Raw genomic sequence first — 15,463 nt, 5'->3', positions numbered from 1 at the left:
GGCCTTTTTCTTTTATTCTTTCCGCATCAACAACGACGTCCAATCCCCGCGCACCATGCGCGTGACGGGTTTTAGGTTGAGGGCGATATAGGCGTTTTCAACTTCGTCCGCTTGCTCATTCAAAATCCCGGACAGAATAACGAAACCATTGTCTTCCATCGCCGCAACCAGATCGTTGGCCATGGCCAGCAACGGCGCGGGCAGGATGTTGGCAATCACGATTGTATAAGGCGCGTGGTTTTGCACCAGCGGCAGACGGAACCCGTCTCCCGCGCATGTGGCCATGCCGGTGGTGGTCGGTTGTTCATCCCACACGGGAATATGATTGATGTGGCCGTGATTATCGGTCACGCGAATGCATTCGGCATCGATATCGCTGGCAATGACGGGGCGGTCGAACAACATCCATGCGGCAATGCCCAGAATGCCCGACCCGCAACCCATATCCAGAATGCGGTGTGGCTGAACACCGTCAGCCTTTAATTGCTCCAGCAGCAACAGGCAGCCCGCCGTCGTGCCATGTTCACCGGACCCAAACGCCGTGGCGGCATCAATTTGCAACGCGCGGAAACCATCCGGCGCGGGATCGGTGGAATGGCTGCCGTGAATATAAAACTGGCCCACGGTAAAGGGTGGGAAGCTGCGATAAGATTGTTCCAGCCAATTGGTGTCCGGGTTGACCGTGACGCAATCCAAATCCGCCGGGGTCAGGTTTATGCCCGCCAGATCGAACATCATGGCGGCTTCGTTTAGCTGGTTGGCCAGCGCGCTTGTGTCGGCGATGCCCGCCATCAACCACTGAATGGTCCACGCCGTGGCTTTCAGATCCCCTTCGGATGCAGGGATTTCGCGCACCAATGACGATGAAATCTGTTCCCCGCCAAAGGCTTCATCAGCAAAAAAGCTGGCCTGAACATCGCTCAGGCCAGCCGGAAGGCGTATTGTAACGGTATAAAGAGATGCGTCAGACACTTAGTCTTCGTCGTCCTCGTCTTCATCTTCGTCGTCGAAATCATCATCATCCAGATCGTCTTCGTCCAGATCATCTTCGATATCCAGATCGTCGTCGATCTCAATATCATCTTCGGCGGGCTCATCCGCTTCGGCTTCTTCCAGCTCTTCGACTTCGTCCAGGCTGACGGTATCGTCTTCCTGTTCGATTTCGTCTTCATCTTCTGTTTCTTCGGCGGCTTCGTCCGCATCGGCGGCGGCGGCCGGGCTCACTTGACCTTCGTCATTGGCGATGGCGCGGCTACGGCGCGCTTTCAGCTTCACTTCGCCGGTAAATTCCGCCGCGCAATTCGGGCAGATCACCGGGCGTTTGTTGAAATCGTAAAAACGGGCGCTGCAGCTGTTGCAGATGCGTTTCATGCCCTTCTTGTCGGTTGCGGTGGCCACTGACTTAAGTCTCCTTCAATAAAAATCGGATCGGGGTTCGGGGCGGTTTTTTCGTAATTTCCCGTATTCCCCTGATAGGGATAGGTGATGCCCGGAATTGTCCCGGGAGTCAAACGGAATGTCAAAGAGAAAAGGCGGGGGCTGGGCAGGGGATGGACAAGGGGGAGCCCTGTGCGGTTTTGAGGGTCTGGTTGTATGGTGCCCCCCTCGAAACCCATAGATTCACACCCTATATCCCTGTAATGTATGGGACGGACAAACCGACTCACCCCACCCGTTTCCGGGTTCCCGGGGTCATTTCCCATCTATCCGGAGGGTTACAAGATGACAGAAACAGCCGTAATTTGTGGCTTTAAACGCAGCCCGATGCATTTGGCGACCAAGGGCGCCCTGGCAAAAGTGCGTCCCGATGACATTGCCGCCGCTGTGATCAGCGCCTTGGTAAAAGAAACGGGCGTGAAGCCGGAAGATATCGAAGATCTGATTATGGGCTGTGCCTTCCCTGAGGCGGAGCAGGGCTTTAACCTGGCCCGTATCGTGGTCCAGTTGGCGGGTCTGCCGGTATCGGTGGGCGGTGTGACGATGAACCGCTTCTGTGGCTCGTCCATGACGGCGATCCACATGGCGGCCGGGGCGATTGCCATGGGCGCGGGCGATGTGTTCATCTGCGCCGGTGTTGAATCGATGACGCGCATTCCAATGGGTGGTTTTAACCCGATGCCGAACCCGACTTTGGCCAAAACCTTCCCACAGGCTTATATGAGCATGGGTGAAACCGCCGAAAATCTGGCCAGCAAATATCAAATTACCCGCGGTGAGCAGGATCAATTCGCCGCCAAATCCCAAGCGAAAGCCGCCGCGGCGGCAGCCTCTGGCAAATTCGATGCGGAAATCGTGCCGATTGGCGATATTAAAACCGATGGCATTATCCGTGGCGAAACCACACTCGAAATTCTGTCCGGTTTGAAACCGGCCTTCCTGTCCGATGGTACGGTGACGGCGGGCACGTCTTCGCCGCTGACTGATGGGGCCGCGGCGGTGCTGGTCACTTCTGAGTCCTATGCCCGCAAACATAATTTGCCAATCATGGCGCGGATCAAATCGATCGGCGTGTCTGGTTGTGCGGCGGAAATCATGGGCATCGGCCCGGTGCCGTCCTCGCAGAAGGCGCTGGCCCGTGCGGGTCTGTCGATCAAGGATATCGGCCTGTTTGAATTGAACGAAGCCTTTGCCGCGCAATCCTTGTCGGTGGTGAAGGAACTGGGCATTGATCAATCTCGCCTGAACATCGATGGCGGTGCCATCGCACTGGGCCACCCGCTGGGCGCCTCCGGTGCTCGGATCACCGGCAAACTGGCCAGCCTGATGCAACGCGAAGGCATCAAAACCGGTCTGGCCACCATGTGTATCGGTGGCGGTCAGGGCACGGCGATTATTCTGGAAGCGGCCTAAGCACAGTGCGCGCCCTATCCTTTTGCGCAGGCAAAAGGCAAAAATTCAGGCCGGAGGGGCAACCTTCCGGCCTTGTTTTTGGCCATTTTTCCTTCATTTCAGTCAAAGATGGTGCGTTAACGTTTACATCATGTTTACGGGGATCGTTTACCATTGTGTGGTGCGGCGGTGCAGCAAAGGCCCGCCATCCCCCTGCGGGCGGGGATTTTGAGGTTACTGATCGAGGTGGGGTTTCTGCGTATTGAGTGCTGTCGTCACATTGTTGACATCCCTGGGTTTGACGGACGCAACCGATTTTGATGCGGTTGAACGCGGTTTTATGGAACGGGTCCACGGCATCGTGTCCGCCGCCTCCGAAAGTTATGACGAGGCGCAGGTGAAAGCGCAGGAGCAAGAACTCAAAACCCTGTTCCAGCAATTTTTCGATTACGCCATGCAATGGGCCGCCCATGATGTGAAGGCCCAGATGAAAATTCCCGGCCGCCCGAAAGACCACCCGGATGCCACCCGTTTGAAGGCCGAGGCCCGCAACGTCCTGCGCGGACTACAGGGCAATATCACCAATTTTGCCGTGGCCTATATGCACATCAACCGTTTTACGACGTTGGTGCGCGATGGTATTCGCAACGATAAATCCAAGGCACTGGACATTTCGGGCCGCAAGATCAAATGGACGGCGGATGCGGGCGTGATGATGGCCCGGTATGAAAAACGCAAAGCCGAATTGCTGGATTATAAATTACGTTTTGGCACCGCCCGTGATTTGTTGGCCAGCATGGAAAATGACTGGGTGGTGGTGACCAAATCGCTGGAGGCGTTGTACGGCCCGGTGGAGGCCGAAGGCATGGAACGGTCCCTGCGGGCATCCTTGCGCATCGGTGACATGAAACGCGCCCGCACCGTGGCCAAGGCCGCATTGGAAGGGAAATTGCGTTTCGGGGCCGAACGGCCCGATGCCGTGCGTCAGGTTCTGGATCAAACCCTGACCCGGCTGGTCAATTTTTACGATCAACACCAATCCGATTTACAGGACGAAGAAAAACGACTGTTCCTGCGCGCCGCCGAACTGGGGTTGGTGATGGAGGCGCAGGCGCAGGAAATCCGCAAAATCAACGGATTCGTGATGAAGTACAGCATGCCTTATATGGAATTTAAACTCGGCACGCTGTCGCATTTGCGGGACAAGATGATGGTGATTGGGTCACTGGAAAACCTGATGACGCTTTATCGGAAAATGCTCTCCGGCCTGATCCGGCCTTTGGCGGATATGGGGGCGGTGCGGGAATATGAATCCACCGTTATCAACCGAACCCGCTATTTACAAAATAACTTCTTTGGCGAGGTTCCCACCATCATCCGCGAATCCGCCAAAGTGGTCGAGGAATTCCGCGTCCTGCAACGCGATTATCACAAAAATGTCGCGCAGGCCGAGATCGAAGGGGTCGATTTGGGTGATGAAGACGGGGCGGATGACAATACATCCGCAACCGGATCGACACCCACCCCGCAATCTGCCGCATCCTCCATCGCGGCGTCTTAAGAAACCGCTTTTTAAAGCTTGTTTTGCGTGCCGCGACTGTACAAACCGGCTGGCGCAGCCTATCTTATTCACGGCGCTTGAATCTTTTGCGTCGCTCCCGCCTTCCACCGTTTTTCATCAGAATCGGCACACCATGTTTGGCTTTTTCAAGAAACTCAATCCATCCAAAGGGACCAAAACCATGAGCAATTCCTCCATCCAAAAAGTGGCCGTTATCGGATCGGGTGTTATGGGGTCGGGCATCGCGGCGCAAATCGCCAATGCGGGCATCCCGGTGGTCTTGCTGGATATCGTGCCGAAAGATGCGGCGGACCGCTCCATGCTGGCCAAGGGTGCCATCGAAAAAATGTTGAAGGCCGATCCGGCCCCGTTTATGTCGAAGCGCAATGCCAAGCTGATCACGCCGGGGAATATGGAGGATGATCTCGCGCTGCTGTCCGATTGCGATTGGATCGTCGAAGTCGTTCTGGAAGATTTGAAAATCAAACATGCGACGTATGAAAAATTGCAGGCGCATCGCAAACCGGGCTCCGTCATTTCGTCCAACACATCGACCATTCCGCTGCATTTGCTGGTGGAACCGTTTGGTGATGCGCTGGCAAAGGATTTTATGATCACGCACTTCTTTAACCCGCCGCGCTATATGCGTTTGCTGGAACTGGTGACGGGTCCGAAAACGCGCAAAGACGCAATCAAACTGGTGCGTGATTTCTGTGATGTTCAATTGGGCAAGGGTGTTGTGGAATGCCATGACACGCCGGGCTTTATCGCCAACCGTATCGGCACATTCTGGCTGCAGGCCTCCCTGAACCACGCCGTGGATCAGAAGGTCAGCGTGGAAGTGGCCGACGCCGTGTTGTCCAAACCGGTCGGCATCCCGAAAACGGGTGTGTTTGGTTTGATCGATCTGGTCGGGATTGATTTGATGCCGCATCTGGCACAATCGCTGCTGTCCACGTTGCCGGAGGGCGATGAATATCGCCGCATTTCGCGTGATTTTGATTTTATCAAGGGCATGATCGCCGCGGGTTATACGGGGCGTAAGGGCAAGGGTGGTTTCTACCGCCTCGATACCACGGGCGGGAAGAAAGAAAAGCAGGCGTTCGATATCACCGCGCCGTCTTTCAGTGAATCGGCCTATCGCAAGGCGGATAAACCGCGTCTGGATTCCGTTGATGCGGGTAAAGCCGGTTTGCGCGCCGTCGTCACCACCGATGATGCGGGTGGCCGTTATGCGTGGGCTGTTCTGCGCGATACGCTGGCCTATGCCGCGTCGCTGGTGCCGGATATTGCCGATTCAATCGCCGATGTCGATGAAGCGATGCGTCTTGGCTATAACTGGAAATTCGGTCCGTTTGAAATGATCGACGCGCTGGGCGCGCAATGGTTTGCCGATGCGTTGAAGGCCGAGGGTAAAACCGTTCCGGCGCTGGTGCAGAAGGTGGGCAGCGGGTCATTCTACCGCGTTGAAAACGGCAAGATGCAATATTTCGGCACCGATGGGGCCTATCACAATGTGGTCCGCGCCGAAGGCGTCTTGCTGTTGCGTGATATCAAACTCTATTCCAAACCGCTCTATAAAACATCGTCCGCCGCCCTGTGGGATGTGGGTGATGGCGTTTTGTGTGTTGAATTTACCGGCAAGATGAATGCGCTGGATAATGATGTGTTCGATGTCTACCACCACGCCATCAAAAAAATCGGCGATGGCAAGGGTGAGTGGAAAGCGCTGGTTATTTATAACGAAGGTACGCATTTCTCCGCTGGTGCAAACCTCGGTCTGGCGATCTTCGCCATGAATATCGGCCTGTGGCCGCAGATTGAGGAATTGATCTCCGGCGGGCAGAAGGCTTATATGGCGCTGAAATACGCGCCGTTCCCGGTTGTCGCGGCCCCCAGTGGTATGGCGCTGGGCGGTGGGTGTGAAATCCTGCTGCATGCTGATCATGTGCAGGCGCATGCCGAAACCTATTGTGGCTTGGTCGAAGTCGGTGTCGGTTTGATCCCCGGTTGGGGTGGGTGCAAGGAATTGATCCTGCGCTTCCAGGAAAAAGAACGCGAACAATACAAGAAAGCCATCGGCGGCGGCGACCGCCTGTGGATGTCACCGCAAAACACCCCGATGGGTGCGGTGCGCAAAGCGTTCGAAGTGATTGGCACGGCGACCGTTGCCAAATCCGCGACCGAAGCCAAAGACATTGGATATTTCCGTGACCGCGACGGCATCACCATGAACCGTGATCGCCTGTTGTTCGATGCGAAGAAAAAGGCGTTGGAGCTGGCGCAAAACTACGCCGCGCCGACACCGGTTGAATCCATCCGCCTGCCGGGCCCGACGGGCAAGGTCGCGCTGGATATGGCCGTGGCCGATTTCAAAAAATCGGGCAAGGCGACACCGTATGATGTGGTCGTCTCCGATCACCTGTCGGCGGTGTTGTCCGGTGGGGCCAAGGCCGATTGGACCGCCCCGGTCAGTGAACAGGATCTGCTGAAACTGGAAATCTATGAATTCATGAAGCTGGTGAAGAACGAGGGCACACAGGCCCGCGTTGAAAATATGCTATCCACCGGCAAGCCGCTCCGGAACTAAGGATCGAATCCAAAAATGAAAAAGCACATCATTTTCTGGGTCTTGATTCTGGGGGCGGTTGGGCTGCTGGGCATGATCCTGTTGAAAAGCTATGGCGCGCAACTGGATTCCGAACGCATGAATCAGGGGGTTGATGCCCTGTTCATGGCAACCAATATGCCCGCCGATACGCCGGCCGCGCAATGGCCGGATATCATCCGCCAATTTGTGGCTGCGCATGTGCAGATTGATCAAACAAAACCCCTGAACGGGAACAGTGGCGCGTGGGTCGAAACCATTGGCGGCATGTTGTTGCACGTGAATAAACACAGCCAAGATCGCCCGGCGATCAACCCCGCCACCGCGGCACAATTGATGGGATTGATGTTAAAACGCGCGGGAGTCGAAGCGCGGATTGTTGAATTGTTCCGCTACGCCCCCGGTTTTCCGTCCACGCCGATGGTGGAAACCAAAGATGCGGATACGGGGCAGTGGGTGCTGCATGATCCGGCGCGTGATGTGTATTGGGCCAATCCGCAAAAACGCGAACGGGTCGGGTTGGAAACCATTGTGCGGGATCGCGCACAGAATTTTATGCCCTGTAACATGACGACATGCGATTGGGCGCTGGTGTCACAAACGGGTGTGACGCCACAGGATATGATGACGTATTTCGTTCTGGGTGTGGCGTATGATCCGACCGATCCGGTGATGTTTGTGAATAACGAACAGTTCTCCCTCACATCGCCCGTCACGGGTACGAATGGTGCGGCGGTGTCGTTCTGTCAGGTGCAGGCCAATCTCTGCGCTTTGCGCAAAGTGGATTATTGATACGTGATGGGCTTTTTTAAAAAGGGCAAAGACAAGGGCAAAAAAGGCGGCGGCGGTGATACGCCCGCCGTGCCGGGTGCGCCCCCGCAACGCTCCCCCGAAAGTATGAAATTACGCGAGCAGGCGATGGAAAATGCGCGCAAGGCGCGCGCCGAAATCGGCGAAGAAACATTGCAAAAAATTGCCGCCGCGCTTGAGGAAAAAAACCGCTCCGCCGGGAAAAAAGCCCGCGATGAAATTCGCAACATGGACAAGGACCGCGTGGCGCAGCATCTCAAAGATTTGCTGGCCGACCGGGATAAATGATCATGGATTTTGTGCGGTCTTTCCAGACACTGGATGAAAAAACGATTATGCCGTGGTTGCGCGACGTGCGGATGAAGGCCCATGCGCCGTCATCGGGCTACCGCGTCGGGGCCATTCTGATCGTCAAAACATCATCCGGGTTTCTGGGTTTTGCCGGCGTGAATGTTGAATCGGTTGAACATCGCTTAAGCGTTCATGGGGAGGAAGGCGCGTTGTCCGCCCTGATCACCACGCTGGGGCCGGATGTGGCCATTGAATCGGCCTGGGTGATTGGCGGTGTTGATGACCATGGCCCGGAAAGCGATATTGTGGCGCATTGTTGCGGCAATTGCCGCCAGCAATTGGCGGGTGTTGCGCGGGCGTTGGATATTCGCGTGCATAATTGCGCCCTGTCGGGCCGGGTTGTGGATACGGCGTTGAATGATCTGCTGCCCGATTCTTTCAGCTTTGATAATTTCAACGCCGAATCCTCTGCCCTGCGCGCACGCGCCATTGCCACGATCACGCCGGATCAGGATATGGCCGCGCTGGCGCGTCGTGCCGTGCGAAATGACCTGCACGAAATTCCGGCTCTGCGCGTCTGGGCTGCGGATTTGAAATCGCTGAATTACGCCAGCCATACATCGCAAACGGTGATTCTGGAGTTGGATAACGGCGCGTATGTCGCGGGTGTGAAGGTTGAAAATGCGGTCTTCACGGGCCTCAGCGCGATGCAGGCCGCCTTATCCATTGCCCATCTGTCGCAAAAGTCGGGCTGGTCGGTGAACGAAGTGTTCGTTTTTTCCGAACGCGGTGGCGATGCGGGGCCTTTGCGTGATGATGAAATCATGCCGCTGTCCCTCTCGGCCTTGCAAATCTTAAGTGAATTTTCAAAGTCATCCATTATTCCTGTGACGCATCTTTCCGCGAACGGGGATGGCATGACAATGACGCTTGCCGATTGGGGGCATGAGGCCCCGCGTATGCACCATGAAACGCGCCGTATTCGCAACGGACTTTTGTTATCCGCTGCATGATCTGTTTTAACCTGAGAAGGAACCTGAAAAATGCCTGTTTATACCGCTCCGCTTGATAATATCCGCTTCGTTTTGAATGATGTTCTGGGGGTTGAAAAACTCTCCACCTTGCCGGGCTATGAAGAGGCCACACCCGACATGATCGACCAGATCATCGAAGGCGGTGCCGCGATTTGTCAGGACATCCTGTTCCCGCTGAACCAGTCGGGGGACAAAGAAGGCTGCACATTCGAAAACGGTGTCGTGCGCACGCCCTCCGGGTTCAAGGATGCGTACAAGGCCTTTACCGAAGGTGGTTGGACCGCATTGGCCGCCGATCCGGCCTATGGCGGCATGGGCATGCCCGCGACCGTGAATTTCGTGCTGCAGGAAATGATCTGCTCCGCCAACATGTCGTTCGGCATGTATCCGGGCCTGTCCGAAGGGGCGTATAACGCGCTGCATCTGCACGGCACCGACGTGTTGAAAGACACGTACTTGCCGAAACTGGTCACGGGCGAATGGTCCGGTACCATGTGTCTGACCGAACCGCATTGCGGCACCGATCTGGGCCTGATCAAAACCAAGGCCATCCCGAATGGCGATGGATCGTTTGCGATTACGGGGACGAAAATTTTCATCTCCGCCGGTGAACATGATCTGACCAGCAATATCATTCATCTGGTTCTGGCGAAATTGCCGGATGCGCCAGAGGGAGTAAAGGGCATTTCCCTGTTCGTCGTGCCGAAATTCATGCCGAAGGATAATGGCGATGTTGGCGCGCGCAACGGTGTCGCCTGTGGGTCCATCGAACATAAAATGGGGATCAAGGGGTCCGCCACCTGCGTTATGAATTTTGATGGCGCAACCGGCTGGCTGGTGGGTGAACCGCATAAGGGTATGCGCGCCATGTTCACCATGATGAACACCGCCCGTCTGGGCGTGGGGATGCAAGGGTTGGGCATTGCCGAGGTCGCGTACCAAAACGCGCTGAACTATGCCAAGGAACGCCTGCAAATGCGCGCTTTGACCGGACCTGCAGAACCGCAAAAACCGGCGGACCCGATTATCGTGCATCCGGATGTGCGCCGGATGCTGATGACTGGCAAGGCTGTGACGGAAGGGTGCCGCGCGCTGGCGTATTGGGCGGGTATGCATCTGGATATCGCCGAACGCCACCCGGACCCGGTGCAGCGTGAAGCGGCTGATGATCTGGTCGCTTTGCTGACCCCGATTGTGAAGGCATACCAGACCGATATGGGCTTTGAAATCGCCAACATGGCGGTGCAGGTTTATGGCGGGCATGGCTATATCTGGGAACATGGCGTGGAACAATATGTGCGCGATGCGCGGATCTCTCTGCTGTATGAAGGCACCAACGGCATTCAGGCGATGGATCTGGTCGGCCGGAAGATGAGCGCGAATTACGGCCGTTATTTGCGCCGCTTCTTCCACCCGGTGGGGCAGTTCATCGAAGAAAACCAAGCCGATCCAGCGATGCAGGATTTCGTGTTCCCGCTGGCCAAATCCTTCGTCAAGTTGCAACAGGCAACGGCGATGGTTGCGCAAAAAGGTCTGAAAAACCCGAACGAAGCGGGGGCGGCGGCATCGGATTATCTGCGCATGTTCGCGCTCGTCGCGCTGGCCTACATGTGGGCCCGCATGGCGAAGGCCGCGAATGAAAAGCTGGCCGCTGGCGCTGGCGACAAGGCGGATTTTTATGAAAGCAAACTGAAAACCGCGCGCTTCTTCTATGACCGCATCCTGCCGGAAACGGATTTCCGCTTTAAACAGGCGATGGCCGGGGCGGATAGTGTGATGGCGCTGGATGCATCAGGGTTCTAAAAATTAAAAAAAGCCCGGGATGATCTCCCGGGCTTTTTCTTATCCGAATGTCTTTTTCGGGGCGGTGTGGGCGCCCACTTGCGGCGGATAATCCGGCCCCAGAATTTTCTTCAATTTCTCGTGCAATGATTTTGATTGCTCCGGCATTGCGGCCAGATCCAACAAAACGGCTTTTTGCTGCGATTGCCAGGGCTCGGCATATTTGCGCCAGTTGGCCAATGTGCCCACCATGCCGGCGGCGGTGTGGGCGTTTTTGCTGTCGATATCGGCGATGAAGGAACCCATGAATTTATACCCCTCACCATCGGCGCGGTGGAATCCGCTCACCGTTCCGGCGAACGCCCCGTACAAGGCGCTGGCGCTGTTGGGATTCAGTGGATCGAACAATTCATGCTGGGCCAGCATTTTGGCCATGTCCAGCGCACCAAATCCGGCGGTGGAAATCCGCGTGCTGAACCAACGGTTCAACGGCAACGGGTCGGCGTGATAGGTGTCATAGAACTGGGCGATGGCCTGATCCTTTAAATTCTCATCGGCATAATCCATTTTCAACAATGTTGAAAATGCGCTCAACCGGTCATTCATGTTGTTGGTTGTTTCAAATTGATCAAACACGATTTTATCGGCACCAGTCACATTGGTTTCGGCCAGATAGGACAGGGCCGTGTTTTTCAGACTGCGCTGCCCGACATCCTGCACATCCATGCTGTAGGTTTTGCGCGGATCGTGGTTGAGAAGATAGGCAGCCACAAAATCTACCGCCAATGCACGGGCAATAGACAGGCGGAAGGCCATGAGCGTAAAACGAATGGCCTCCGGATTGATGGAGGGTCGCGTTTGCGCAATTTCACTGTAGCTGGGCAGGGACAGCATCAATGCTTTCAGCCCGTTATCCATGCGTTTGTGGTTCAGGATATCGCGGAAGGCGTCAATGATACCGTTACCAAAATTGGTGGGCAGTCCTTTCTCCGCTTGTTCAACCTGTTCCAGAACGTAGCCGCGCACGAAACGGTTTCCGGCTTCGAACTGGTTGAAGCCATCGGAATCATGCACCATCAGATGTTTCAATTCCGCATCCGTGTACTCCGCATTCAAAATAACCGGGGCTGAAAAATCGCGCAGGATGGATGGAACCGATCCTTCCGGAATATTTTTGAAGGTGAATTTCTGTTTCGTGCGGGTCAATTCCAGAACGGCGGTTGTCGTGCCCCGCCCATCCAGATCAATGTCCGCTCCGTTCGGGCCCACCAGTCCGAATTTCACCGGAATATGCATCAATTTCTTCTTCGGTTGGCCGGGGGATGGCAACTGGCTTTGTTCCAGCGTCAGGGTGAAAACGCCATTCTCCTTGCGCTCCCATGTGGCCTGCACGCGCGGCGTTCCGGCTTGGGCATACCAGCGTTTAAACTGGCTCAGATCACGGCCCGAGGCCTCTTCCATACAGGCCAGAAAATCTTCACACGTCACGGCCTGACCATCATGGCGGTCGAAATACAAATCGGTGGCGGCGCGGTATGTTTCATCACCCAGCAGGCTGTGCAGCATGCCGATAATTTCGGCCCCCTTGCGATACACAGTTCCGGTGTAGAAATTTTCGATATTTTCAAACCGGTCCGGGCGGATCGGGTGGGCCATGGGGCCCGCATCTTCGGCAAATTGCCGGGCGCGCAGGCCGATCACATCCTCGATCCGCTTAATCGGGGCCGATCCCATATCGGCGGAAAATTTGGCATCCCGGTAAACGGTGAAGCCCTCTTTCAACGTCAATTGGAACCAGTCGCGACAGGTGACGCGGTTGCCGGACCAGTTGTGGAAATATTCATGGGCGACAACACCGCGCACCCATTCAAAATCGTCATCCGTTTGCGTGTCGGCGTGGGCCAGAACGGCGGAGGTGTTGAAAATGTTCAGTGATTTATTTTCCATCGCGCCCGCGTTGAATGCATCAACGGCAACGATGTTGAATAAATCCAGATCATATTCACGGCCATATACATCTTCATCCCACTTCATGGATTTTTTTAGGGAATCCATGGCGAAATCCAACTTGCCGATATCCTTGTCCTCGGCATAGATGCGCAATGTCACATCGCGACCGCTTTGGGTCGTGTATTTATCTTCGATATGCTGCAAATCGGCGGCGACCAGTGCAAACAAATAAGACGGTTTCGGGAACGGGTCATGCCAGATGGTGAAATGGCGGCCATCGGCGGTTTCGCCCTTGTTGATCATGTTGCCGTTGGACAGCAGGACGGGCATGGCATCCTTATCCGCGATTACTTTGGTGGTGAATGTGCCCATATTGTCCGGGCGGTCGATGTAATAGGTGATGCGGCGGAAACCTTGCGATTCACATTGCGTGCAATATGTGTCACCGGATTTATACAGGCCGGACAGTTCGGTGTTGTCCTCCGGATGAATTTTTACAACCGTTTCAACGACGAATGAATCATCCATCGGCACGAACGACAAATGCTTGTCATCGACCGTGTAATCATATTCTTCGTTCAAGGGAACGCCGTTCAGGAAAACGGACCGCAGTTTTAAATCTTCACCATCCAGAACCAGCGGGCGGTTATGGTCGCCATTGCGGTCAATCCGCATGCGCGATGTCACGATGGTGTGGCCATCGCGAATATCGAATTCCAGATCAGTGTGGCGGATGAAAAAATCCGGCTGTTTGTAATCTTTCAAATAAATCATTTTATTGGCGGCGGTGTTTTTATGAACGGCCATAATGCTCTCCCGAATGTCCCTTGCTCTTTTATGATCGGCATGGTGATGATGGGGGGATCAAAGCAAACCCAGCTTTTTCCGGCAAGGAATTTTCGTAATTGGATGACGCGAATCGCGCAATATTCTTTCAAAATCACGATATGGCCGCGTTGAACGCGCGCATTGCCGATGATCTTTATACGCAAGGGTGGTCCGTCTGCCCCGATTATGTTCCCGAAAATTTACGCACCGCCCTGCTGGCCGATCTGGCTGCACAGGAAGAAGCCGGGCGTTTAACGCTGGCCGCCGTCGGGCGTGATGGTGCGCAAACCGTGGAAACGGCCATCCGCAATGACCGCACGCTGTGGCTGACGGGGCGCGATGCGGCCCCGGCGGCGTATCTGGATCTGATGGGGCACTTGCGGCTGGACCTCAACCGCCGCCTGATTTTGGGGCTGTTTGAATATGAAGCGCATTACGCCCGGTATGATGCGGGCGGGTTTTACCGCAAGCATGTCGATGCCCTGCGCGGGGATTCGGTGCGCGGTGAACGCAATCGTGTGGTCTCCACCGTCACCTATTTGACCCCCGACTGGGTCGAATCCGATGGCGGGCATCTGGTGTTGTACGACGCCGTGGATCAGGACCAGGAAATCACCCGGGTGCTGCCCGTGGCCGGAACATTGGCCGTGTTTCTGAGCGAGGACATCCCGCACGAAGTCCTGCCCCCGGTCCGCGCCCGCAATTCCATTGCCGGGTGGTTCCGGTGCAATCCATCTGGCGAAGACCGGGTTGATCCGTTGCGGTAAAAGCGTATCTTATTGGGCATCTGTCATTTTACAAAAATGGATGCCTGTTATGAACCTCGACGAAGCCACCAACCAGATCAATCAGAAAATCGCCCAATCCCCCGGCCTGAACGCCCGCGTGAAATTCAATTTCGGCGATGACGGGATCGTGTTTGTCGATACAACGCAAAGCCCGCCCGTGGTGAACCATGACGACGCGGATGCGGATGTCACGTTGACCTGCGCGCTGGCCACCTTCGCCGGGTTTTTGAACGGGTCGCAAGATCCGAACATCGCCTTCATGATGGGCAAGTTGAAAGTGGCCGGGTCGATGGGGCTGGCGCTGAAACTGAACGCCCTGCTTGAGGGATAAATTATGAACCTCTATATCCGTCTTCTGATCCTGATTATACGTGGCCTGTTTTTCAAACCGCGTGTTACGGACATGATGGCGGTGCAATCCCTGCGCTTCAACGTGCTGCCCAATGATTTGGACAGCAATATGCACATGAATAATGGGCGGTATCTGACCATCATGGATCTGGGGCGGTTTGACCTGATCCTGCGCAACGGCTTGTTGGGGGCTATGATCAAGCGCAAGGCCATTCCCGTTCTGGCCTCTGTCTCCACACGGTACCGCATTTCATTGGCGCCGTTTGAACCCTATACGCTCGAAACCCGCGTCATCTGCTGGGACCCGAAATGGGTGTATATGGAACAGCGTTTCGTGATTGCCAAAGGCAAAAAAGCCGGGGCCGTTGCGGCCATCGCGCTGGTGAAAGGTGGGTTCTATGACCAAGTGGCCAAGCGCACCGTGCCGACGGAAGAATTGCTGGGTATCATCGGCATGAAATTCAAAAGCCCGCCAATGCCCGACCATGTGCGCGGATGGGTCGACGCGGAAGATGCCCTGCGCGGTGTAACCGCGGAATAATATAAGATGCGGTGTAACCGCGGAATGCAATCAAGATACAAAAAAGCCCCGGATGTCTCCGGGGCTTTTGATTTGTTATCCGCTGAAGGA

Annotated in this window: 13 protein-coding genes; 10 read left to right on the top strand and 3 right to left on the bottom strand. The window is 55.5% G+C overall.

The window, feature by feature from the left end; translation table 11 throughout:
• Positions 1–12: 12 nt before the first annotated feature.
• Entirely contained in the window at positions 13–972 is a 960-nt protein-coding gene (locus ACSC94_RS09590; protein ID WP_435640614.1) for a 50S ribosomal protein L11 methyltransferase, read from the bottom strand.
• Entirely contained in the window at positions 973–1,398 is a 426-nt protein-coding gene (locus ACSC94_RS09585) for a TIGR02300 family protein (RefSeq protein ID WP_435640613.1), read from the bottom strand.
• Between the two features lie 324 nt (positions 1,399–1,722).
• On the opposite strand from ACSC94_RS09585, the gene ACSC94_RS09580 reads away from it, so the two are divergent.
• From ACSC94_RS09580 to ACSC94_RS09550, 7 genes are all read left to right on the top strand, one after another.
• Positions 1,723–2,850: a thiolase family protein gene (locus ACSC94_RS09580; protein ID WP_435640612.1), complete on the top strand. Its 1,128-nt coding sequence runs from the start codon at positions 1,723–1,725 to the stop codon at positions 2,848–2,850.
• Positions 2,851–3,091: 241 nt separating this feature from the next.
• Entirely contained in the window at positions 3,092–4,390 is a 1,299-nt protein-coding gene (locus ACSC94_RS09575; RefSeq protein ID WP_435640611.1) for a hypothetical protein, read from the top strand.
• Between the two features lie 181 nt (positions 4,391–4,571).
• Positions 4,572–6,980, top strand: a complete 2,409-nt coding sequence (locus ACSC94_RS09570) for a 3-hydroxyacyl-CoA dehydrogenase NAD-binding domain-containing protein (RefSeq protein WP_435640610.1) — start codon at positions 4,572–4,574, stop codon at positions 6,978–6,980.
• A 15-nt stretch (positions 6,981–6,995) separates the two neighbouring features.
• Positions 6,996–7,790: a hypothetical protein gene (locus ACSC94_RS09565; protein WP_435640609.1), complete on the top strand. Its 795-nt coding sequence runs from the start codon at positions 6,996–6,998 to the stop codon at positions 7,788–7,790.
• A 6-nt stretch (positions 7,791–7,796) separates the two neighbouring features.
• Positions 7,797–8,096 (top strand): hypothetical protein, encoded by a 300-nt coding sequence (locus ACSC94_RS09560; protein ID WP_435640608.1) that lies wholly within the window; start codon positions 7,797–7,799, stop codon positions 8,094–8,096.
• Positions 8,093–9,112, top strand: a complete 1,020-nt coding sequence (locus ACSC94_RS09555; RefSeq protein ID WP_435640607.1) for a cytidine deaminase family protein — start codon at positions 8,093–8,095, stop codon at positions 9,110–9,112. The genes ACSC94_RS09560 and ACSC94_RS09555 overlap by 4 nt, the downstream gene beginning before the upstream one ends.
• Before the next feature lie 30 nt (positions 9,113–9,142).
• Complete coding sequence (locus ACSC94_RS09550) at positions 9,143–10,936, top strand: acyl-CoA dehydrogenase C-terminal domain-containing protein (protein WP_435640606.1); 1,794 nt, start codon at positions 9,143–9,145, stop codon at positions 10,934–10,936.
• A 39-nt stretch (positions 10,937–10,975) separates the two neighbouring features.
• Here the strand turns inward: ACSC94_RS09550 and pepN are convergent, their stop codons facing one another.
• A complete protein-coding gene (gene pepN, locus ACSC94_RS09545; RefSeq protein ID WP_435640605.1) occupies positions 10,976–13,672 on the bottom strand; it encodes an aminopeptidase N in 2,697 nt (898 codons plus the stop codon).
• 140 nt (positions 13,673–13,812) lie between these two features.
• On the opposite strand from pepN, the gene ACSC94_RS09540 reads away from it, so the two are divergent.
• Genes ACSC94_RS09540 through ACSC94_RS09530 form a run of 3 tightly spaced genes read left to right on the top strand, consistent with a single transcriptional unit; the run spans position 13,813 to position 15,373 of the window.
• On the top strand, positions 13,813–14,460 hold the full coding sequence (locus tag ACSC94_RS09540; RefSeq protein WP_435640604.1) for a 2OG-Fe(II) oxygenase: 648 nt from the start codon (positions 13,813–13,815) through the stop codon (positions 14,458–14,460).
• 49 nt (positions 14,461–14,509) lie between these two features.
• Positions 14,510–14,812: an SCP2 sterol-binding domain-containing protein gene (locus tag ACSC94_RS09535; protein WP_014103902.1), complete on the top strand. Its 303-nt coding sequence runs from the start codon at positions 14,510–14,512 to the stop codon at positions 14,810–14,812.
• Between the two features lie 3 nt (positions 14,813–14,815).
• The gene (locus ACSC94_RS09530) at positions 14,816–15,373 is read left to right on the top strand and encodes a thioesterase family protein (RefSeq protein ID WP_435640603.1); all 558 of its coding nucleotides are present in this window, start codon (positions 14,816–14,818) and stop codon (positions 15,371–15,373) included.
• Positions 15,374–15,463: the final 90 nt, after the last annotated feature.

The sequence above is a fragment of the Micavibrio aeruginosavorus genome (genome assembly GCF_051245535.1).
GTDB classification, from domain to species: Bacteria; Pseudomonadota; Alphaproteobacteria; order Micavibrionales; family Micavibrionaceae; genus Micavibrio; species Micavibrio aeruginosavorus_D.
Note: the sequence above shows the minus strand (reverse complement) of the source record. Positions and strands in the feature narration are given on the sequence as shown.

Bases quoted from the DNA above. Each gene is read 5' to 3' on its own strand.
- ACSC94_RS09580 (WP_435640612.1), top strand. From the start codon at position 1,723: ATGACAGAAACAGCCGTAATTTGTGGCTTTAAACGCAGCCCGATGCAT.
- ACSC94_RS09570 (WP_435640610.1), top strand. From the start codon at position 4,572: ATGAGCAATTCCTCCATCCAAAAAGTGGCCGTTATCGGATCGGGTGTT.
- ACSC94_RS09565 (WP_435640609.1), top strand. From the start codon at position 6,996: ATGAAAAAGCACATCATTTTCTGGGTCTTGATTCTGGGGGCGGTTGGG.
- ACSC94_RS09560 (WP_435640608.1), top strand. From the start codon at position 7,797: ATGGGCTTTTTTAAAAAGGGCAAAGACAAGGGCAAAAAAGGCGGCGGC.
- ACSC94_RS09555 (WP_435640607.1), top strand. From the start codon at position 8,093: ATGATCATGGATTTTGTGCGGTCTTTCCAGACACTGGATGAAAAAACG.
- ACSC94_RS09550 (WP_435640606.1), top strand. From the start codon at position 9,143: ATGCCTGTTTATACCGCTCCGCTTGATAATATCCGCTTCGTTTTGAAT.
- pepN (WP_435640605.1), bottom strand. From the start codon at position 13,672: ATGGCCGTTCATAAAAACACCGCCGCCAATAAAATGATTTATTTGAAA.
- ACSC94_RS09540 (WP_435640604.1), top strand. From the start codon at position 13,813: ATGGCCGCGTTGAACGCGCGCATTGCCGATGATCTTTATACGCAAGGG.
- ACSC94_RS09535 (WP_014103902.1), top strand. From the start codon at position 14,510: ATGAACCTCGACGAAGCCACCAACCAGATCAATCAGAAAATCGCCCAA.
- ACSC94_RS09530 (WP_435640603.1), top strand. From the start codon at position 14,816: ATGAACCTCTATATCCGTCTTCTGATCCTGATTATACGTGGCCTGTTT.